Source organism: Streptomyces sp. NBC_00989 (genome assembly GCF_045162655.1).
Lineage (GTDB): Bacteria > Actinomycetota > Actinomycetes > Streptomycetales > Streptomycetaceae > Streptomyces.
Genome location: NZ_CP108728.1, coordinates 6258012 through 6276872, shown reverse-complemented (window position 1 = coordinate 6276872; position 18861 = coordinate 6258012). Strand labels below are relative to the sequence as shown.

Annotated in this window: 19 protein-coding genes; 11 read left to right on the top strand and 8 right to left on the bottom strand. The window is 71.2% G+C overall.

The annotated features are described in order from the left end of the window. Nucleotides 1-60 precede the first annotated feature (60 nt). Complete coding sequence (locus OG714_RS27860; protein WP_406124984.1) at nucleotides 61-1299, top strand: tyrosine-type recombinase/integrase; 1239 nt, start codon at nucleotides 61-63, stop codon at nucleotides 1297-1299. 78 nt (nucleotides 1300-1377) lie between these two features. Here the strand turns inward: OG714_RS27860 and OG714_RS27855 are convergent, their stop codons facing one another. Next, on the bottom strand, nucleotides 1378-2139 hold the full coding sequence (locus tag OG714_RS27855) for a phosphoglyceromutase (RefSeq protein ID WP_406124982.1): 762 nt from the start codon (nucleotides 2137-2139) through the stop codon (nucleotides 1378-1380). 169 nt (nucleotides 2140-2308) lie between these two features. On the opposite strand from OG714_RS27855, the gene OG714_RS27850 reads away from it, so the two are divergent. Beyond that, the gene (locus OG714_RS27850) at nucleotides 2309-3577 is read left to right on the top strand and encodes an MDR family MFS transporter (protein WP_406124980.1); all 1269 of its coding nucleotides are present in this window, start codon (nucleotides 2309-2311) and stop codon (nucleotides 3575-3577) included. 12 nt (nucleotides 3578-3589) lie between these two features. Here OG714_RS27850 and OG714_RS27845 read toward each other — a convergent pair whose 3' ends face one another. Continuing rightward, nucleotides 3590-4051 (bottom strand): DUF2000 family protein, encoded by a 462-nt coding sequence (locus tag OG714_RS27845; protein WP_406124978.1) that lies wholly within the window; start codon nucleotides 4049-4051, stop codon nucleotides 3590-3592. Between the two features lie 49 nt (nucleotides 4052-4100). Between OG714_RS27845 and OG714_RS27840 the strand changes: the two genes are divergently transcribed. After that, nucleotides 4101-4943 (top strand): AraC family transcriptional regulator, encoded by an 843-nt coding sequence (locus OG714_RS27840; protein ID WP_406124976.1) that lies wholly within the window; start codon nucleotides 4101-4103, stop codon nucleotides 4941-4943. A gap of 21 nt (nucleotides 4944-4964) precedes the next feature. Beyond that, entirely contained in the window at nucleotides 4965-5612 is a 648-nt protein-coding gene (locus OG714_RS27835) for a methyltransferase domain-containing protein (RefSeq protein ID WP_406131980.1), read from the top strand. A gap of 1 nt (nucleotide 5613) precedes the next feature. Here OG714_RS27835 and OG714_RS27830 read toward each other — a convergent pair whose 3' ends face one another. The 3 genes from OG714_RS27830 to mshA form a co-directional block, all read right to left on the bottom strand. Then, nucleotides 5614-7284, bottom strand: a complete 1671-nt coding sequence (locus tag OG714_RS27830) for a glycosyl hydrolase family 28-related protein (RefSeq protein ID WP_406124974.1) — start codon at nucleotides 7282-7284, stop codon at nucleotides 5614-5616. A 121-nt stretch (nucleotides 7285-7405) separates the two neighbouring features. Then, nucleotides 7406-7918, bottom strand: coding sequence for a YbjN domain-containing protein (locus OG714_RS27825; RefSeq protein WP_406124972.1), 513 nt, complete (start codon nucleotides 7916-7918; stop codon nucleotides 7406-7408). Next, complete coding sequence (gene mshA / locus OG714_RS27820; protein WP_406124970.1) at nucleotides 7911-9248, bottom strand: D-inositol-3-phosphate glycosyltransferase; 1338 nt, start codon at nucleotides 9246-9248, stop codon at nucleotides 7911-7913. Before mshA ends, OG714_RS27825 begins: the two co-directional genes overlap by 8 nt. Before the next feature lie 346 nt (nucleotides 9249-9594). On the opposite strand from mshA, the gene OG714_RS27815 reads away from it, so the two are divergent. The 4 genes from OG714_RS27815 (at nucleotide 9595) to OG714_RS27800 (ending at nucleotide 14252) form a co-directional block, all read left to right on the top strand. Next, on the top strand, nucleotides 9595-10296 hold the full coding sequence (locus OG714_RS27815; protein WP_406124968.1) for an LAETG motif-containing sortase-dependent surface protein: 702 nt from the start codon (nucleotides 9595-9597) through the stop codon (nucleotides 10294-10296). Nucleotides 10297-10356: 60 nt separating this feature from the next. Continuing rightward, complete coding sequence (locus tag OG714_RS27810) at nucleotides 10357-11169, top strand: class I SAM-dependent methyltransferase (protein WP_406124966.1); 813 nt, start codon at nucleotides 10357-10359, stop codon at nucleotides 11167-11169. A gap of 228 nt (nucleotides 11170-11397) precedes the next feature. Then, nucleotides 11398-12471, top strand: a complete 1074-nt coding sequence (locus tag OG714_RS27805) for an NlpC/P60 family protein (protein WP_406124964.1) — start codon at nucleotides 11398-11400, stop codon at nucleotides 12469-12471. A gap of 302 nt (nucleotides 12472-12773) precedes the next feature. Next, nucleotides 12774-14252 carry a PP2C family protein-serine/threonine phosphatase gene (locus OG714_RS27800; RefSeq protein WP_406124962.1) on the top strand — a complete coding sequence of 493 codons (1479 nt, stop codon included), beginning with the start codon at nucleotides 12774-12776 and terminating at the stop codon, nucleotides 14250-14252. A gap of 32 nt (nucleotides 14253-14284) precedes the next feature. Here OG714_RS27800 and OG714_RS27795 read toward each other — a convergent pair whose 3' ends face one another. The 3 genes from OG714_RS27795 to OG714_RS27785 all read right to left on the bottom strand — a co-directional run bounded on the left by OG714_RS27795 (nucleotide 14285) and on the right by OG714_RS27785 (nucleotide 15977). Continuing rightward, nucleotides 14285-14626, bottom strand: a complete 342-nt coding sequence (locus OG714_RS27795; protein WP_406124960.1) for a DUF2516 family protein — start codon at nucleotides 14624-14626, stop codon at nucleotides 14285-14287. A gap of 129 nt (nucleotides 14627-14755) precedes the next feature. Further along, nucleotides 14756-15442, bottom strand: a complete 687-nt coding sequence (locus tag OG714_RS27790; RefSeq protein WP_406124958.1) for a hypothetical protein — start codon at nucleotides 15440-15442, stop codon at nucleotides 14756-14758. A 58-nt stretch (nucleotides 15443-15500) separates the two neighbouring features. Then, nucleotides 15501-15977: a helix-turn-helix domain-containing protein gene (locus OG714_RS27785; RefSeq protein WP_406124956.1), complete on the bottom strand. Its 477-nt coding sequence runs from the start codon at nucleotides 15975-15977 to the stop codon at nucleotides 15501-15503. Between the two features lie 245 nt (nucleotides 15978-16222). Between OG714_RS27785 and OG714_RS27780 the strand changes: the two genes are divergently transcribed. From OG714_RS27780 to OG714_RS27770, 3 genes are all read left to right on the top strand, one after another. Further along, entirely contained in the window at nucleotides 16223-17500 is a 1278-nt protein-coding gene (locus OG714_RS27780; protein ID WP_406124954.1) for a sensor histidine kinase, read from the top strand. Next, entirely contained in the window at nucleotides 17497-18183 is a 687-nt protein-coding gene (locus OG714_RS27775) for a response regulator (protein WP_406124952.1), read from the top strand. The genes OG714_RS27780 and OG714_RS27775 overlap by 4 nt, the downstream gene beginning before the upstream one ends. A 73-nt stretch (nucleotides 18184-18256) precedes the next feature. After that, entirely contained in the window at nucleotides 18257-18799 is a 543-nt protein-coding gene (locus tag OG714_RS27770; protein WP_406124950.1) for a hypothetical protein, read from the top strand. Nucleotides 18800-18861: the final 62 nt, after the last annotated feature.

Here is an 18861-nt window from a genome sequence, read left to right as displayed (position 1 = left end):
GGCCGGACGGCGCCCACCTGGTCCCGCCCCGCCCTGCTACCGAGAAGAGAGTCAGCCCCCATGGCAGGCAGCATCCAAGACCGCTGGTACAAGACCGAAACCGACACCAACGGCAAGACCACCCGAGCCAAGACCGAGCGCTACGGAACCGGCATGCGCTACCGGGCCCGCTACTTCGCCCCCGACGGCAAGCGCAAGGGCAAATCCTTCCCCGACGGACAGAAGCGGCTCGCTGAGCAGTGGCTGAGCAAAACCACTGCGGACGTGGCTCGCGGCGACTACATCGACCCGAACGCGTCCAAGACCTCGTTTCAGGAGTTCGCGGAAGGGTGGCTCGCGAGCCAGAGCGGAGACCCGAACACCCGCGCCTCGATGCAGTCCCAACTCAAGCTGCACGCCTTCCCGCGCATCGGGTCGCGTGCGCTGGGGTCGTTCCAGCCCAGCCACATCCGCGAGTTCGTGACGCAGCTCGAAGCGTCCGGCATGTCCGGCGCCTACGCCCGCGTGATCTTCTCCAACGTCCGCGCCGTGCTCTCCGCAGCCGTAGAGGACGGCTACCTTCGCCGGAACCCCTGCAACTCGCGCACGGTGGCGCTCCCCGAGATGGGCATGCGCCGCGTCGTCCCCTGGCAGCCGGAACGCGTCGTCGCCATGCGGGCCGCGATGGTCGAACGCTTCCGGCCCATGGTGGACATGGGCGCCGGCTGCGGACTACGGCAAGGCGAGATCCTCGGGCTGTGCGTCGACGAGGTGGACTTCGAGAGCGGCATCCTGCACGTGGTGCAGCAGCTCAAACTGAGCCTGAGCAAGGCGGTGTTCGCGCCCCCGAAGGGCGGCAAGCTCCGTGACGTGCCTCTGCCCGATCCTGTGGCGGAAGCGCTCAAGGAACACATCAAGCGCTTCCCGCCCGTGGAGATCACGTTGCCGTGGATGCGAGCGAACGGCCAGCCCGTGACGAAGCGTCTGATCTTCAGCGGGCCCAACGGCGGGCACGTCTGGCGTACGTCGCTGAACGAGGACCACTGGAAGCCCGCTCTCGCCAAGGCGGGCGTCATCCCGAAGGCCAAGAGCCGCGAGCACGCTGCCGCGCGGGAGCACGGCATGCACGCCCTGAGGCACTTCTACGCGTCCGTTCTGCTGGACGCGGGAGAGAGCATCAAGGCCGTGAGCGAGTACCTCGGGCACTCCGACCCGGGGCTGACGCTGAAGGTGTACGCGCACCTCATGCCGAGTAGTCGGGACCGTGCCCGGAAGGCTCTCGCTCAGGCACTCCGACCGATGCAAGAGCCCCCGCGCTGAGGGCCCACAGTGGGCCCAGACCATGAAAATGCCTCCCGCCAGCGCCGTTTGCGCAGGTGGGAGGCATGATCACAAACCCTACTTCTTCTTGCCCTGGTTCTTGACCGCCTCGATCGCCGCCGCCGCCGCGTCCGGGTCGAGATACGTCCCGCCCGGCTTGACCGGGTTGAAGGACGCGTCCAGTTCGTAGGCCAGGGGGATGCCCGTCGGGATGTTCAGGCCCGCGATGTCGGCGTCGGAGATGCCGTCGAGGTGCTTGACCAGGGCGCGGAGCGAGTTGCCGTGGGCCGCGACCAGGACCGTGCGGCCCGCGAGGAGGTCGGGGACGATGCCGTCGTACCAGTACGGGAGCATGCGGACGACGACGTCCTTCAGGCACTCCGTGCGGGGGCGCAGCTCCGGGGGGATCGTCGCGTAGCGCGGGTCGCCCGACTGGGAGAACTCCGTGCCGTCCTCAAGGGGCGGGGGCGGGGTGTCGTAGGAACGGCGCCACAGCATGAACTGCTCCTCGCCGAACTCCGCGAGGGTCTGGGCCTTGTCCTTGCCCTGGAGGGCGCCGTAGTGGCGCTCGTTCAGGCGCCAGGAACGGTGGACCGGGATCCAGTGGCGGTCCGCCGCCTCCAGCGACAGCTGCGCGGTGCGGATCGCGCGCTTCTGGAGGGACGTGTGGACCACGTCGGGGAGCAGGCCGGCGTCCTTGAGCAGCTCACCGCCGCGGACCGCCTCCTTCTCGCCCTTCTCGTTCAGGTTGACGTCCACCCAGCCGGTGAACAGGTTCTTCGCGTTCCACTCGCTCTCGCCGTGGCGGAGGAGGATCAGCTTGTACGGTGCGTCGGCCATGCCTCAGAGCGTAATCCACGCATTCGGGCCACCGCCTGGCGCCTGCCTTCCAGCCCCACAGTTGACGGCTTCTGTTAATTGAGTGGTCCCCCGAGCCGTCCCGTTCGTAAGTTGTGCTCGCGGCCGTAGCCGCTTACAAGCCACCTGTCCGACCGTGGGGGATCGATCCATGTCACTCGCCGCCCTGAGACGCGCCGCCCGGGAAACCGTCTCCGGCCTCCCCCGCGAGTTCTGGTGGCTGTGGACCAGCACCCTCGTCAACCGGCTCGGGGCGTTCGTCTCGACCTTCATGGCCCTGTACCTCACCCTCGACCGCGGCTACTCCGCCACCTACGCCGGTCTCGTCGCCTCCCTCTACGGCCTCGGCGGGGTCGTCTCGTCCATCGGCTCGGGTGTCATGACCGACCGGCTCGGGCGCCGCCCCACCCTCCTCATCGCGCAGTCGTCGACCGCCGCGTCCGTGGCGCTGCTCGGCTTCGTGCACGACCCCGTCGCCATCGCCGCCGTAGCGTGCCTCGTCGGGGCGGCGAGCAACGCGTCCCGCCCGGCGGTGCAGGCGATGATGGCCGACATCGTGCGCCCCGAGGACCGGGTCCGCGCGTTCTCGCTCAACTACTGGGCCATCAACCTCGGCTTCGCCATCTCCTCCATGGCCGCCGGGTTCATCGCCGAGGTCAGCTACCGCGCCGGGTTCCTGCTGGAGGCGGGGATGACGGCGGTCTGCGCGGTCGTCGTGTTCCTGCGGCTGCCCGAGTCCCGGCCCACCGTCGCCACGGACGGCGCCAAGGGCGCCACCGACTCGGTCGGCCTCGGGACCGTCCTGCGCGACGGGCGGTTCATGAGCGTCGTAGGCCTCTCCTTCCTCGTCGCCCTCGTCTTCCAGCAGGGTTCGGTCGGACTGCCGGTCGCGATGGGCGAGGCCGGTTTCACGCCCGCCGACTACGGCACCGCGATCGCCGTCAACGGCTTCCTCATCGTCGTCCTCCAGATCCCGGTCACCCGCCTCATCGAACACCGCGACGCCAAACGCCTGTTGGTCGTCTCCTCGATCCTCGCGGGCTACGGCTTCGGGCTCACCGCGTTCGCAGGCTCGGTCGGCGTCTTCGCCCTCACGGTGTGCGTGTGGACCCTGGGCGAGATGATCAACGCCCCGACCCAGACGGGTCTCGTGGTCCGCCTCTCCCCAGTCCAGGGACGCGGGCGCTACCAGGGCATGTACACCCTGTCCTGGGCGGTCGCCGCGCTCATCGCCCCGCTGATGTCCGGTTTCGTCATCGACCGGTTCGGGGCGGAGTGGCTGTGGGGGCTGTGCGCGGTCGTGGGGACGGGGGCGGCGGTGGGGTACGGGGCGCTGATGCGGGGGCTTCCGGCGAGCGGACCGGCAACCGTGGAAATGGAAACACCGGCTGCGACGAAGCCCGAGGTCAGCACGGCCTAAGAAGAAGCAGGCCTACGGATGCATCCGCGCCCCCTTGACCACCTTGTCCACCCCGTTCCGCGGCCCATACACCGCCAGCCCCACCACATCCAGCTCAGCCGTTGCGACGGCCCGTACCGCCGCCCGGTTGTCCCGGTCGTTGCCGGTGGTGAAGAGGTCGGACGTGAAGACGGACCGGGGCAGCGCACGGCTCAGGGCCCGGCCGTGGGCCGCCACCAGGACCTCCTTCGTGGCCTCGAAGACCATCACCGGCTGGCGGAACATCGGCAGATACCGCACCCCGTCCGCGTCCTCGTACGGCTCCCCGATCACCTCGGGACTCTGTGATCCCAGGCCGCTGACCAGGAAGGACGTGACGTTCAGCCGCTGCCAGGGCTCAAGGTCCTCCCGCAGCAGGACGGCGATCTTGGTGTCGAAGCGCACCGGTTCGGTGAACGTGTCGGTGGTCGGGGCAGTGGTCGTGTCAGTGCTCATGCATCGAGACTGCCGACCGCCTCACGCCCCCGTCTTGTACGTTCTTTGCATGGCCCCGCAACAGGGCCCGGGCCAGCCCGGCCCAGGCCGCCCCGAACAGGAAGTCTCCGCCTGGCGGCCCCGCATCCCCGGTGTCGTCGAGGTCTTCCACGCCCACTTCACCGAGTACGCGTACCCGATGCACGTGCACGACGCGTGGACGCTGCTGATCGTGGACGACGGAGCCGTACGGTACGACCTGGACCGGCACGAGCACGGCACCCCGCACGACACGGTGACGCTGTTGCCGCCGCACGTCCCGCACAACGGCTCGCCCGCCACCCCGCACGGCTTCCGCAAGCGTGTCCTCTATCTCGACGGCACGCATCTCCCGGACACCCTCATCGGTTCGGCCGTCGACGAGCCGGACCTCCGGGATCCCGAACTGCGGCTGCGCGTGGGCCAGTTGCACACCTCGCTCGACCACCCCGGCGACGAACTGGAGGCCGAGAGCCGGCTGACGCTCATCGCCGAACGGCTGCACGCCCACCTACGGCCGTCCGCCGCGCCCTCCCCCGCCTCCGGCCCCGTCCTCGCCCGCACCCTCCGCGAACTCCTCGACGAACGCGTCACCGAAGGCATCACCCTCGACGAGGCCGCGCGGCTCGTGCACGCCCATCCGGCCCATCTGGTACGGGCGTTCAGCGGGGCGTACGGCATCGCACCGCACCAGTACCTGATGTCCCGCCGCGTCGACCGCGCCCGCCGGCTCCTCCTCGACGGCCGCCCGCCGGGCGAGGTGGCGACGGTGACCGGGTTCTACGACCAGTCCCATCTCACCCGCCATTTCCGGAAGTTGGTGGGGGTCACGCCGGGGCGTTATTCGCGCGACGAACATCAACTCCGCGGCTAGCCTCGGCCCATGGAATCGCGCATGGACTGGCACGAATGGCACGACGCCTACGACTCCCCCGACTCCTACCTCAGCCGCCGCCTGGCCCTCATCCAGGAACGCCTCCGACTCGCCCTCGACACCGCCCCGGCGGGCCCGCTCACCGCGATCAGCCTCTGCGCCGGACAGGGCCACGACCTGATCGGCGTACTGGCGGACCACCCCCGCGGGCCCGAAGTCCGCGCCCGGCTGGTCGAGTTGGACGAGCGGAACGTGGACGTCGCGACCCGGACCGCCCGCGCCGCCGGCCTCTCCGGAGTAGAAGTCGTCGCCGGGGACGCCTCGTTGACGGATCAGTACGCCGGGCTCGCCCCCGCCGACCTCGTCCTCGTGTGCGGCCTCCTCGGCAACATCTCCGACGCCGACGTCGAGCGCGTCCTCGACCACTGCACCGCCCTGTGCCGGACGGGCGGCACGCTCGTGTGGACGCGCAGCCGCGACATCGCCCCCGACCTCGTCCCCCAGGTCTGCGCCTGGCTGGAGGAGCGCGGCTTCGAGCGCCTGTGGGTCTCCGACCCCTCGATCCCCCAGTCCGTCGGCGCCCACCGCTTCACCGGCGAACCCCGCCAACTCCCCACCGGCACCAGCATGTTCGACTTCATCGGCTACGACGTCCTGCGCCAGATCTGAGTCACAGCTCCCGCTGCGCCTCGTACAGGTTCCGCGGCCGTACGACCCCCGTCGTGCCGTAGAGCTCCAGCCGTGCGTGCAGGTCGCCGGTGAAGTCGGGGACGTCGATCTGGTCGAACTCGGTGACCGCGTTGAGGCCCACCGTGGCGCTGTACGGCGCCAGTTGGTCGATCTTCATCAGGCCCGCGCGGCCGTTCGTGACGCGGATGTTCCAGTGGGTGAAGCGGGCGCCGAAGAGCGGACCGGCGTTCGCGTCGCCGCCGTGGCGGCCGTCGTTGTGCACGGTGATGTCGGTGCGGACGTCGGCGAAGGGCAGGCCGCGGTGGCTGTCGAAGGTGCCCATGCGCATGTCGCCGCGCGACCAGACGTTGTACGACGACAGGCCCTCGACGTTGATGCCGTGGAGCTGGGTGTTGGCCGGAGCCGGGACCGTGCGCTCCTCGATCGTGAAGTCCTCGACGAGGTTGTCGTGCGAGCCCTCGCGGCAGAAGTAGGGGTGGTGGGAGCCGCGGCCCGCCACCGTCGTACCGCGCAGCGTGCACGCCGACGCCGCCACCAGGCCGAAGCCGTTGTCCACATGACGGACCGTCACGTCGTCGAGCCAGCAGTCATAGGCGCATTGGAGGACGACGCCGTTGTACCCCTTGTCGAGGAGGTGCGGTTGCTGCGGGGTCTCGACGGCCTCCAGGGTCAGGCCTTCCACCCCCGAGCCCGTCAACTCCTGTACGTGGGTGGTCAGTTGGGGGTTCCATTCGGGGCGTACGTCGAGCGGGAGCGGGCGTTCGAGCGTGACCCTCCGGCCGTGGACGTGCGTGATGCGGACGGGCCATTCGTAGGGGACGTACGACAGCAGCTTCGTCTTGTCGGCCCAGTAGTACGCCTCGGGGCCGGGGCCGCCGCCCGCCATGTGCTGGAGGAGGGTGTGGGCGGTGTCGTCGGCGAGGCGGAGCAACACCAGTCCGCCCGGCTTCAGTTGGGAGGCGTCCGCCACCGTCACCGTCCACGCGCCCTGCCGGGCCGGTTCGACGGTCGTCAACTGCCGCCATTCGTCACGCCTGTTGCCGGTCCAGCCCTCGAAGGGCCAGGCCTTCGCCCTGATCGCGCCGACCAGTGAGTCCCAACGGGCCGCAGGAGCAAGCCAGATGAGGCCGCCGGCCCAGGACCAGGACGACTTGTCGCCGCCGTAACGGGAGCCGTAGACGCCGATCAGCTCCGTCAGATTTTTCGTCGCGTAGAGCTTCGTACGGTCGCTGCCGGCGCCCCTGACCACCACGTTCGAGTGCCCGACACGGATCACGTCGTCGATGCGGAAGGTGCCGGGCGGGATGAGAACCGTGCCACCGCCGGCCCTGCCGGCAGCAGCGATGGCACGGTTGATCGCGGGAGCGGAGTCGGTCACGCCGTCCGCTACCGCGCCGTAGCGACGGACGTCGAGGACGGGCGAGTGACCTCCCCTGTGCCGGGTGCGGCAGCCCGCCCTGCCGATGTACGGAATCTGCGGGTGGGTGAAAGGGGTGCGGGTGAACTCCCGCCAGAGGGACGGGACTTCACCCCCGGATCCCCCAGATTCCCCGGATCCCCCAGATCCCTCGGGTCCCTGTTTCGGCAGGGGGACCGCCAAGGCAAACGCGCTTCCGAGCAGGGTTCGTCTGGTGAGACGGGTGTGGCTCATGTACGTACGTCCTCCCACGCGACTCTTCATGGATGTGAACGACGTTCAGAAATGTGCTGGCGGTGAGCATGCCACGAGGCCCCAGTCGCAGGGAAGAGGTCGAACAGGGGTCAGATCGAGGTCAGCTCGTCGGCCGTTGGGTCAGATTCGTGAACGCGTCCAGATTCCGCGTCGACTCCCCGCGCGACACCCGCCACGCGTACTCCTTGCGGATCGCGGAGGCGAAGCCCAGTTCCAGGAGGGTGTTGAAGCTGCCGTCGGCGGCCTCCAGGACCTGGCCGAGGAGGCGGTCGATCTCGGCCTCGGTGACGGCGGACAGCGGCAGCCGCCCGGTGACGTACACGTCACCGAGCTGGTCGACCGCGTAACTCACGCCGTACAGCTTGAGGTTGCGCTCCAGGAGCCAGCGGTGGACGGCCGTCTCGTTCTCGTCGGGGTGGCGGATGACGAAGGCGTTGAGCGAGAGGGAGTGGCGGCCGACGAGGAGGGAGAGGGTCGTCGACAGCTTGCGGGTGCCGGGGAGTTTGACGACGAACGTGCCCGACTCCGGGCTCTCCCAGTCGAGTTCGGCATCCTTGAGGAAACCCTCGATGACCTGCGCCGCCCGGTCCTGATCCGCCGCTGCCTCACCCATGGTGCGAGCGTACGTGACGGCGGTGGGCCTGCGCCGCGGCCGCGTACACGTCCGCCGTGGCCGCGGCGGCCGTGTCCCAGCCGAAGCACTGCGCGTGCCGGGCGGCGGCCTCGCCCATGCGGGGCGCGAGGTGCGGGTCGTCGGCGAGAGTGCTCAGCACGCGCGCATAGGCGGCGGGGTCGTGGCCCTGGACGAGGAAGCCGGTCTCACCGTCGCGCACGGCGACCGGGAGGCCGCCGACCGAGGCCGCGAGCACCGGCGTACCGGCCGCCTGCGCCTCTATGGCGACCAGCCCGAAGGACTCGCTGTACGACGGCATGACCAGGACGGACGCGGCCCGGAACCAGTCCGCGAGCTGCTCCTGTCCGACCGGCGGCCGGAACCGTACGACGTCCGCGATGCCCAGCCGCGCGGCCAGCTTCTGCAGGCCCTCGGGCTTGGCGAGGCCGCTGCCGCTGGGGCCGCCGACGACGGGCACGACGATGTTCGAGCGCAGCTCGGGCCGCTCGTCGAGGAGCACGGCGACCGCGCGCAGCAGGACGTCCGGCGCCTTCAGGGGCTGGATGCGACCCGCGAAGAGCGGGATCAGGGCGTCCTGCGGGAGGCCGAGGCGGGCGCGGGCCGCGGCTCGGCCGTCCGCCGGCCGGAAGCGGTCGAGGTTCACGCCGGGGTGGACCACGGCGACCTTGGCGGGGTCGGCCGCGTAGTGCCGTACGAGTTCGTCGGCCTCCTCCGCCGTGTTGGCGATGAGGCGGTCGGCGGCCGCGACGATCTGGGTCTCGCCGATGACGCGGGCGGCGGGTTCGGGGGTGTCGCCGTCGGCCAGGCTGGCGTTCTTGACCTTGGCCATGGTGTGCATGGCGTGCACGAGGGGGACGCCCCAGCGCTGGGCGGCGAGCCAGCCGACGTGGCCGGAGAGCCAGTAGTGCGAGTGGACGAGGTCGTAGTACCCGGGGCGGTGGCCGGCCCACGCCTGCATCACTCCGTGCGTGAACGCACAGAGCTGGGCGGGGAGTTCCTCCTTGGCGAGACCTTCGTACGGCCCCGCGTCGACGTGCCGGACGAGCACGCCGGGCGCCAGCTCGACGGTCGGGGGGAGGACGGCCGTGGTCGCGCGCGTGAAGATCTCGACCTCGATGTTGATCGCGGCGAGGCGCTGCGCGAGCTCCACGATGTAGACGTTCATGCCGCCCGCGTCGCCCGTGCCGGGCTGGTGCAGCGGTGACGTGTGCACGGAGAGCATGGCAACACGGCGAGGCTTGCGGTGCAGCCTCAGCCGTGCGGACGAGGCCGCGGAACGCCGCCCGAGCCTGCTGCCGTACTGGCTCACGTGGCGTTCCTCCTCGCTGCGGGCATGCCTGAGGGAGGGTGTGCGGTTCCCTCCACGCGTGTGCAACATCGGGGGGCGGGATTCTCATTCCGGCGCATGAGGATTTTACCGAGCCATTGCCGGGGATCGCTCAACCGTTCGAGCGCGTGCTGCGTGGCCCACCTATGCACCGGCGGACCGTCCGAACGGTCGGCACATCATGGCCATGACCGTTGGTTGACCATCCCCAGAGCCTTCGCCGACCACTCCTTCGCCACGTCTTGACCTGCGGCGATACAACCCTTACAGCGGGCCCACAGGTCTTGTAGGCATGTCCGGCCCCGGGCTCCTCAACGTAAGGACAAACGTGTCCCTCTCTCCTCGCGCCGCCAGAGCGGCCCGCGTCATAGGCACCTCGGCCGCCGCGGCCGCGCTCTCCGTCGCCGCCGCCCAGACCGCGCTCGCGTGCAGCATCGGCGACTTCACCGCGACGCCCGTCTGCGACGCCCAGGACAACGGCGTCATCCGCGTCACCGACAAGGACGCGACCGGCACCCCGGCCAAGATCACCCTGTACGTCCAGCTGAACATGCCGGGCGGAGAGCGGTGGGTCGACACCGAGACCATCGCGCACCCGACCGCCGAAGGCGTCAGCGTCGACCTCAAGACCCTGGACTGGTACGCCGGTGAGACCTTCCGGGTCCACGTCCAGGCGGGCGACCAGGTCGACGACGACATCACGCCGATGGTCGTCGTCCCGGACGTGACATGCGGCGACTCCGCCTCCGCGTCGGCCTCCGCGTCCGCCCAGCCGTCGACGTCGCCGACACCCTCCTCCGGCTCTTCTACGACCCCGAGCCCCACCTCCAGCCCGTCCTCCGCCGAGAGCAGCAGCCCCGTGCCCGCGGCGAGCGGCGCCCCGTCACCCGCCGGCGGTGGCGACCGCCTCGCCGAGACCGGCGCGAGCGACGGCACCACGGCGCTCGCGGGTACGGCGGCCGCCCTGGTCGCGGCCGGCGGCGGCATCGTCGTCGCCCTGCGCCGCAAGGCGGCACGCGGCTCGCACTGACCACCCCGGCCGGGCTCCCGCAGCGACACCTCCGTAGAAGCCGCCGCCTACCCTCTAGGTATGACAGCCCGCGCAGCCACCCGCCCCATAGGAACGGTGACCCGCGGCACCACCAACCCCAACCGGCTGCGCCGTATGGACCGCTGGATCGCGGCGACGCACGGCGCCGAGCTGGGGCGGGCCGGCGATCCCGTCGCCGTGGACCTCGGCTACGGCGCCGCGCCCTGGACCGCCGTAGAACTGCTGGCGCGCCTGCGTACCGTCGCCCCGCACGCGCGCGTGGTCGGTGTCGAGATCGAACCGGCGCGGGTCGCGGCGGCGAAACCGTACGAGCGGGAGGGGCTCGCCTTCCGGCACGGGGGGTTCGAGATCCCGGTTCCGCAGCGGCCGTCGCTGATCCGCGCGGCGAACGTCCTGCGGCAGTACGACGAGGCGCAGGTCGCCGAGGTCTGGGCGCGGCTGTGCGGACGGCTCGCGCCGGCGGGGGGTGGCTCCCGGGGCGGGCTGCTCGTCGAGGGGACCTGTGACGAGATCGGGCGGCGGCACGTGTGGGTCGCGCTCGGGCCGGAGGGGCCGCGCACGGTCACCTTCGCGACGCGGCTCGGTTCCCTGGAGCGGCCGTCCGACCTCGCCGAGCGCCTCCCGAAGGCCCTCATCCACCGCAATGTGCCCGGCGAACCGGTGCACGCCTTCCTCCGCGACTTCAACCGCGCGTGGGCCGCCGCCGCGCCCTACGCCTCCTACGGCGCGCGCCAGCGCTGGATGCGCGCGGTGCGGGACCTCACCGCCGACTGGCCGGTGACGGACGGGCCGGTGCGCTGGCGGCAGGGCGAAGTGACCGTGGCCTGGGGGGCGTTGGCGCCGCGCGGGTGAATCCGGGCACCGCCCTGACCTGCGGGGAAACCGCGGGGAACGATCTCCGTGAGCTGTTCGTCACATGTACGGGGAGATCGTTACGACAGGGGCGGGGACGGGCAGGGAAGGGGGGAAGTGCCGGAAGCTGTACCGAAGTACTACCTCTGTCACTTTGCGCGCGGACATGGCACGATCCCCCAGGCATCCGTAAGTTACTGACGGTAAATCAGGTGTGGGGGCAGGGTTATGGGCACGGGCAGGCGCGTCCTGATCACGACGGCCATCACGGTCGTCTGCGCGGTCACCGTACTCGCGGCACCCGCCACCGCGTTCGCGAGCCCGACACCAACCCCGTCCGCGACCGCGTCCCCAACTCCCGTGACCAACAAGGACCTTGAGGCCGTACGCGAGAAGCTCGACGCGCTCTATCACGACGCCGCCGTCGCCACGGACGCGTACAACGCGGCCGAGGAGCAGGCCCAGAAGCAGTCCGCGGAGATCGTCGAGCTGGCCAAGAAGATCGTCAAGGGCCAGGAGAAGCTGGACGAGTTGAAGGACCGCGCCGGTGCCGCGGCCCGCTCCCAGTACCGCACGGGCGGGATCCCGGACGAGGCGCAGTTGCTGCTGAGCGACAACCCGCAGGCGTTCCTCGACGGTACCGGCCGGATACTCCAGGGCCAGCGCGCCACCAAGGGCCTGATCGCGGAACTGACGCGCACCCAGCAGGACTTGAAGCAGTACACCGCCGACGCCTCCGCCCAGTGGGAGAAGCTGGAGAAGAACCGCCAGGCCAAGGCCACCGCCAAGAAGAACGTCACCACCCAGATCGCGGCGGCCGAGAAGCTCGAGTCCCAGCTGGAGAAGCAGGAGAAGGCGCGGCTGGCCGAGCTGGAGCGGCAGGCCGCGCTGAAGGCGCAGACCGAGTGGCTCGACTCCGGCGCCCTCAAGGACGTCAGCGGCAAGGCGTCCGCCGAGGGCAAGGCGGCGGTGGCCTACGCGACGGCCCAGCTCGGCAAGCCGTACGAGTGGGGCGCCGAGGGCCCGTCGTCGTACGACTGCTCGGGGCTGACCTCACAGGCCTGGGCGAGCGCAGGCGACCCGATCCCGCGCACCTCGCAGGAGCAGTGGAGGCAGCTCCCGCACGTCGCGGTGAAGGACATGCGCCCGGGCGACCTCATCATCTACTTCGACGACGCCAGCCATGTCGCCATGTACATCGGCGACGGCGCGATCATCCACGCCCCGCGGCCGGGGCGGACGGTGACGGTCGCGGGGGCGGGTTCGATGCCGATATTGGGTGTTGTGCGCCCTGATGCGTGACTTGTCCCCAGCTTGTCCATGGTGATGCGCACGGCTTCCGTACGGCACCGGTGACCCGGACCACGTGACCTGGCGCACGCAGCTTCCGCGCCAAACGCCCTCCCGGCGTGACCTTCGTCATCCCCGGGCAAGGGCCACCCTGCCCAACTGCGGTACAGAACACGGCATATGACAGTGGCCGCCTGCCAGGCGACGTGTCTCACCCCATTCCTTTACGGCGCCCACTACCGCTATGGTCCCCGTCGGTGGGTCGAGGTCCCTCGCCCCGCCGTGCCCTCGGGGGGAGGGAAGGAACCAGGACGATGCCCGCACCCATACCGCGGCAGAGAGCGATCCCGGCCGCGGAAAACGGTCAGGCGCAGACGCCGGCGCAGTCCGCACCCGCGGTCGGCGGCCCCTCCGGAGACGGTTCCGGAGGCATCTCCGGCGACAGCTCCGCAGCCGTCACCGAAGCCACTTCCGGAGCCTCTTCCGAAGCCACCGAGGCTCCGCGCACGCAGGACACGGTCGACGAGGACACGGCCGCCGCCACCGACAAGGCGGGCACCAAGGCCGACCCCACGCCCTGCGCTGCCCAGGCCCACGCCCACGGCACCCCGACCGGTCACCTCACCCTGCTGATGATCGAGGACGACCCCGGCGGTTCGCCGGTCGTGCCCGAGCTGCTCGACCCGACCGGCAAGCCGATCCGGGTCCGCACCGCCCGCAACCTCACCGAGGCCGAGCGGCTGCTCACCGACGACGTCCACTGCATCCTGCTCGACCTCGCGCTGCCCGCCCCCGCCCGGGCCGGCGACGGCACCGACGACGAGCTCGCCGTACTCAAGCACGTACTGCGGATCGCGCCCCACCACGCCGTCCTCGCCCTCACCGCGTCCGGCGACACCGAGCGCGGCGCCGAGGCGGTCCGGGTCGGCGCCCAGGACTATCTCTTCCGCGACGAGCTGGACGGCCGGCTGCTGAGCCGCGCGATCCGCTACGCGGTGGAGCGGAAACGTTCGGACAGGGCGGAGCGCAAGCTCACCGAGTCCAAGCTGCGCGCCCAGGAGAACGCCCGCCTCGAACGCGGCCTCCTGCCCACGCCCCTCCTGGAGGGCTCCCCGCTGCGCTTCGCCGCCCGCTACCGCCCCGGCCGCTCCCGCGCGCTGCTCGGCGGCGACTTCTACGACACCGTGCGCACCCCCGACGGCACCGTGCACGCGATGATCGGCGACGTCTGCGGCCACGGCCCCGACGAGGCCGCGCTCGGCGTGGAACTGCGCATCGCCTGGCGCGCGCTCACCCTGGCGGGCCTCTGCGGCGACCAGCTCCTCGGCACGCTGCAACAGGTCCTGGAGCACGAGCGCTCTGACGACGAGATCTTCGCGACGCTCTGCACGGTCGACATCGCCCCCGACGGCCGCCGCGCGGGCCTCTGCCTGGCCGGCCACCCGTCCCCGCTGCTCGCCCGCCCCGGCCGCCCGGCCGAACTCCTCCCCTACGACAACAACGGCCCCGCCCTCGGCCTGCTCCCCGGTGCCCGCTGGCCGCGGATGCAGGTGGAACTGGGCGCGGAGTGGAGCCTGATGCTCTACACCGACGGCCTGATCGAGGGCCGCGTCGGCGAGGGCCGCCGCGAACGGCTCGGCCAGGACGGCATGGTGGCCATGGTCCGCCGCCAACTCGCCGAGGGCCTGCGGGGCGAGGAACTGCTCCGCGCGGCGGTCAACGAGGTCCGCGACCTCAACGGCGGCGAGCTGACGGACGATGTGGCCGTAGTGATGCTGGACCGGACGCCGTAACAGCCCTGGTAGGCGGGGTTACGGCGACGGTGTCAACGTCCGCCGTTGTACGGGCCGTACGGGCCGTCGCTGCTGGAGCCGCCGCTTCGGCGGCCCCCGCCGCCCGAGATCTGCTTCACCGCCGGCCGGACGTCCACGAGGTAGACGATGCTCGCGACCGCGCCCGCGATGGGCAGCATCGCCAGCACCGAGAACAGGTAGCTCACCACGAGGGTGATGCCCAGGATGATCAGCCAGAAGACCTTGTTCTGCTTGCCCGCGGCGCGGAAGGCGTCCTCACGCCGGAACGCGGCGTCGGCCAGCCCGAAGGCGGCCAGGCCCATGAGGAGGATCTTCAAGAGACCCAGGAACCCCGCGAAGCCCAACATCAGCATGCTTGCCCACCGCCCGCTCTCTCCCGACACCTACGCGGCCACCGTACCCGTAGAACGGGCCGGGCATCCCGAAGGTGCCCGGCCCGTTCTGTATCCGTATCCGCGTCCTGCCTGATCCGTACCCGCGTGCTACTTGGCGGGCGGAGTCGTCTTCTTGGCGGTGGTCTTGCGGGCCGCCGGGGCCTTCTTCGCGACGGGCTTCGGGGCGGGCTTCTTCGCCGGCGCGGCCGGGGCCGGGGTCTCGGTCTTCACCACGACGGGCTCGGACACGGGCGCGACCGGCGCAGGGTCGGGCTCGACGGCGACGGCGAGCTCCTCGATCTCGTCGGCGGCCTCGCCACGCCAGGTCTTCACGGCCTGCTCGCCGTGCTCGGCGACCTTCTCGTACGTCTCACGGGCCTTGACGGCGTACTCGGCGGCGACGCCGACACCGCGCAGCGCGAAGTCCTGGGCGGACTCGCCGAACTTCTTCAGGTCGGCGTCGAACGTGCTGCCGAGCTTCTTGAGGTCGCCGTCGAGGCTGGTGATGAACTCGTTGACCTTGGTCTGGAAGGTCTCCTGCGCCTCCTTGGCCTTGGCGCCGGCTTCCTTGGCCTTGGCACCGGCCTCCTTGGCACGGGCGGCGGCCTTCTCCTGCACGGCCTTGGGGTCGGTGCCGCGCACGGCGTCGATCCGGGCCGGCGCCTCGGCACGCAGCTGCTCGACCAGGCCGGGAACCTTCTTGGCCTGCTGGAGCGCGAGGTCGGCGGTGCCGGCGGCGAAGTAGAGGGGGGTGGGGTCGCTCAGGGTCTTGCGCAGGTCATCGGTGATGGCCATGGTGATGGTCCTCCCGGTTGCTATCAGCTGAGGGTTTTGTGTTGTGTACGTCCGCGGGTCAGTCGGCGGTCTCGTGCGGCGCGGCACTGTCGCCGCCGTCGCCCCGACCGTCCGTCCGCTCCGGCGGTTCGGCGTCGCTGCCGTCGGTCATACCGGGGCCCATGCCCTCGCTCCCGTCGGCGATCTCGAACCCGTTCTCCTTGCGGAAGGACTCGTAGATCTGAAGCAGCACCTGCTTCTGCCGTTCGGTGAGCGTGGGATCGGCGAGGATGACGGCACGCGTCTCGACCTCGTCCCGGTCCCGCTCGGCGTCGAGGATGCCGGCTCGCACGTACAGCGTCTCGGCGGAGATCCGCAGCGCCTTGGCGACCTGCTGCAACACCTCCGCGCTCGGCTTGCGCAGCCCGCGCTCGATCTGGCTCAGATACGGATTCGACACCCCGGCGGCATCGGCGAGCTGCCGCAGAGACAGCTGCGCGTTGCGCCGCTGCTCACGCAGATACTCCCCGAGATTGCCGACGTTGAGCGTTGCCATGGCTCCACCTTGCACCACCCCCGCTAACTATTGCAAGCATCTGCTTGCAAAAGTGCGCCACGCCACGTTCCAGGCCGGTCGCCGAGCGCGGCGAGGCGCGTGCCGACGCCACGTATATGCTCGCCGCCGTGCGCCGCCGGCCGTCAGTGCACCCGCGTCGGTCGTGCTCGACGTAGCCGTGGTCACGTGTGGGACGCGCAGTGCGCGGACGGCGGGAGCGGGCCGATGGCGAACGGAGCGCGGGAATGGTGAGTATGTGGCCCGGCCTGATCCGGTCCCCGGCCGGTCCCGGCGGCCGCCGGATCTTCGAGCGTGGTGACGTGATCGGCGCGGGCGCGCTGATCGCCTGCGTGGTGGTCTCGGTGATCGCGGCCGATGGGACGGCGCTGAAGGTCGTCGTCGCCGTGCTCGGGCTCTGCGCGGAGCTGGGCATGGTGCTCAGTGGCCGGGCCCTGCCGACGCCGCTGACCTGGTTCGGCGTCGCGCTGACCATCGGGACCGGCTTCGCCATCATGGCTCTCGTGCCCGCCGGGCTCGGCGAGGTTCCCGTGCTGGCCGCCGCCGCCGTGCTGCCGATGTGCGTCCCGGCCGGGCCGGTGCGCAACGCCTGCGTCGCGCTGCTGGCGGTCGGCTTCGGCGTCGCGGTCATGGTGATCTTCGGCAGCGTGGCCGGCCTGCTGTCGGCCGTCGGCGTGTGGCTGCTCGCCGACCGTTCGATCGAGCACGCCGCGCTCCAGGCCGAGCGGGACCGCGCGGTCGCGCTGCTGGCCGAAGTGGAGGCGTCCCGCGCATCCCGGCAGGAGGCGGCGGCCCTTGAGGAGCGGAGGCGGATCGCCCACGAGATGCACGACGTGCTCGCGCACAGCCTCGCCGGACTGTCCATGCAGTTGCAGGCGGTCAGGGCGATCGCGCGGCGTGACGGTGCTCCGGCGACGCTGACCGGGCCGCTGGACCGCGCCGCCGAGCTCGCGCGGGACGGAGTGCAGGAGGCCCGCGCGGCGGTGGGTGCGCTGCGTTCCGTACCGCTTCGGGGCGTGGCCGATATCGACGCCCTGACCAGCGGTTTTCCGGGCGAGGCGCGGCTGCGCGTCAGCGGCCGGACCGGTCGGCTCACACCCGAGGCCGGGCACGCGGTGTACCGGGCGGTGCAGGAGGCCATGACGAACGCGGCGCGGTACGCGACCGGCAGTGCCATCGACGTGGACCTGGTGTGGGAGGGCTCCGAGATGCGCGCTGTCGTACGGGACCGTGGGCTGCCGGCCGGTCGCGGCCCGTCGGGAGTACAGGGCAGCGGCACGGGGCTGCGCGGCATGGCCGAGCGGATCGAGGCCGTCGGCGGCTCGTTGACCGCCGGACCCGCGCCCGAGGGACCGGGCTGGCGGATCGCGCTCCGTGTGCCGGTCGTAGAAGACGATGGCGGCGCGGCGGACACCGCTTCCGAGGATGGTGCCGCAGCGGGCGGCACCACCGCACCTCGTACCAACGCAGGCGGCATGACGGCAGACGGGAAGGCGGACGCGTGACGATTCGGGTGCTGGTCGCGGACGACCAGGCGGTGGTGCGGGACGGGGTGGTGCTGCTGCTGACCTCGGCGGCGGACATCGAGGTGGTCGGGCAGGCCGGCGACGGGAACGAGGCGGTGCGGCTCGCCGTGGCGGAGCGGCCCGACGTCGCCCTCGTCGACCTGCGGATGCCCGGGCTCGACGGCGCGCAGGTGACGGCCGGGATACTGGCGGCGGGCATCGGGACACGGGTGCTGATCCTGACGACGTTCGCCGACGACGACGCGGTGATGCCCGCGCTGCGGGCCGGCGCACTCGGCTACCTGACCAAGGACGCGACCGGCGAGGCGGTGCTGGCCGCGGTCCGGGAGGTGGCGGCCGGTCGGACCGTCCTCGACCCGGCCGTGCAGCGGCGGCTCGTGCAGCTCGTCGTGACGGAGCCCAAGGCGCCCGCCGCCGCGCCCGCGTCCTCGCCGGCGACGCTTCCTCCCGAGGCCGAGGGGCTGACCAGGCGGGAGGTCGACGTCGTACGCCTCCTGGCGAAGGGGCTGAACAACCGGCAGGTGGCGCGCGAGATGGTCGTCAGCCTGGCGACGGTGAAAACGCACCTCAACCACGTCCTGGCCAAGCTGGCGCTGGAGGATCGCGGCGCGCTGATCGCCTGGGCCTGGCGCTTCGGCCTGGTCGACAACACCGAGCGGTAGCGGCGCGGACCTCAACCCGGGTTACACCCCTGGGTTGAAGGAGTTCGGGGCGCGTCGGCGAATGCTCTTACCCATGACAACGACCGACTGGTTCATCGACATCGCGCTCCTGCTCATCGTTCTCCGCCAGCTGCGCGAGGAGCGGCTGACCACCCGCACCATCCTGCTCCCGCTCGGCATGATCGCCTGGGCCGCAAGCAACTACCTGACCGACATCCCGACCGCCGGCAACGACGTGCCGCTGGCCGTGATCTTCGCGACCACCGGGGTCCTCCTCGGCCTCGCCGGCGGTCTGCTCACCCGCGTCCGGCACGCCGACGGGCACGTGCTGATCAAGGCATCGCGCAGCGCGGCCGCACTCTGGATCATCAGCATGGGCTTCCGCCTGGGCTTCGCGGTGTGGTCCACGCATGCCTCCGGCGCCGCGCACCTGACCAGCTTCTCCGCCGCGCACACCATCACCAGCGCCCAGGCCTGGGTCGTCGCTCTGCTCCTGATGGCGGTCGGCGAGGTCGTCGTCCGCCTGGGCACGATCGTCATCCGCGGCCAGCTGCTCCAGGCACGGGCCGGCCGCGACGCGAACAAGCCGGCCCACCGCCCGGGCGCCTACGCCTGAGCCGCGGAACAGCCCACGGAAAAGCCCGCGGCACGGCGCTCGACCCGCGCACCGGCCCCCCA

Coding starts and splice junctions, on each gene's coding strand:
- OG714_RS27780 (WP_406124954.1), top strand. CDS start 16,223: ATGGTGAGTATGTGGCCCGGCCTGATCCGGTCCCCGGCCGGTCCCGGC.
- OG714_RS27805 (WP_406124964.1), top strand. CDS start 11,398: ATGGGCACGGGCAGGCGCGTCCTGATCACGACGGCCATCACGGTCGTC.
- OG714_RS27770 (WP_406124950.1), top strand. CDS start 18,257: ATGACAACGACCGACTGGTTCATCGACATCGCGCTCCTGCTCATCGTT.
- OG714_RS27855 (WP_406124982.1), bottom strand. CDS start 2,139: ATGGCCGACGCACCGTACAAGCTGATCCTCCTCCGCCACGGCGAGAGC.
- OG714_RS27785 (WP_406124956.1), bottom strand. CDS start 15,977: ATGGCAACGCTCAACGTCGGCAATCTCGGGGAGTATCTGCGTGAGCAG.
- OG714_RS27860 (WP_406124984.1), top strand. CDS start 61: ATGGCAGGCAGCATCCAAGACCGCTGGTACAAGACCGAAACCGACACC.
- OG714_RS27825 (WP_406124972.1), bottom strand. CDS start 7,918: ATGGGTGAGGCAGCGGCGGATCAGGACCGGGCGGCGCAGGTCATCGAG.
- OG714_RS27845 (WP_406124978.1), bottom strand. CDS start 4,051: ATGAGCACTGACACGACCACTGCCCCGACCACCGACACGTTCACCGAA.
- OG714_RS27800 (WP_406124962.1), top strand. CDS start 12,774: ATGCCCGCACCCATACCGCGGCAGAGAGCGATCCCGGCCGCGGAAAAC.
- OG714_RS27835 (WP_406131980.1), top strand. CDS start 4,965: ATGGACTGGCACGAATGGCACGACGCCTACGACTCCCCCGACTCCTAC.
- OG714_RS27840 (WP_406124976.1), top strand. CDS start 4,101: ATGGCCCCGCAACAGGGCCCGGGCCAGCCCGGCCCAGGCCGCCCCGAA.
- OG714_RS27795 (WP_406124960.1), bottom strand. CDS start 14,626: ATGCTGATGTTGGGCTTCGCGGGGTTCCTGGGTCTCTTGAAGATCCTC.
- OG714_RS27810 (WP_406124966.1), top strand. CDS start 10,357: ATGACAGCCCGCGCAGCCACCCGCCCCATAGGAACGGTGACCCGCGGC.
- OG714_RS27790 (WP_406124958.1), bottom strand. CDS start 15,442: ATGGCCATCACCGATGACCTGCGCAAGACCCTGAGCGACCCCACCCCC.
- OG714_RS27830 (WP_406124974.1), bottom strand. CDS start 7,284: ATGAGCCACACCCGTCTCACCAGACGAACCCTGCTCGGAAGCGCGTTT.
- OG714_RS27850 (WP_406124980.1), top strand. CDS start 2,309: ATGTCACTCGCCGCCCTGAGACGCGCCGCCCGGGAAACCGTCTCCGGC.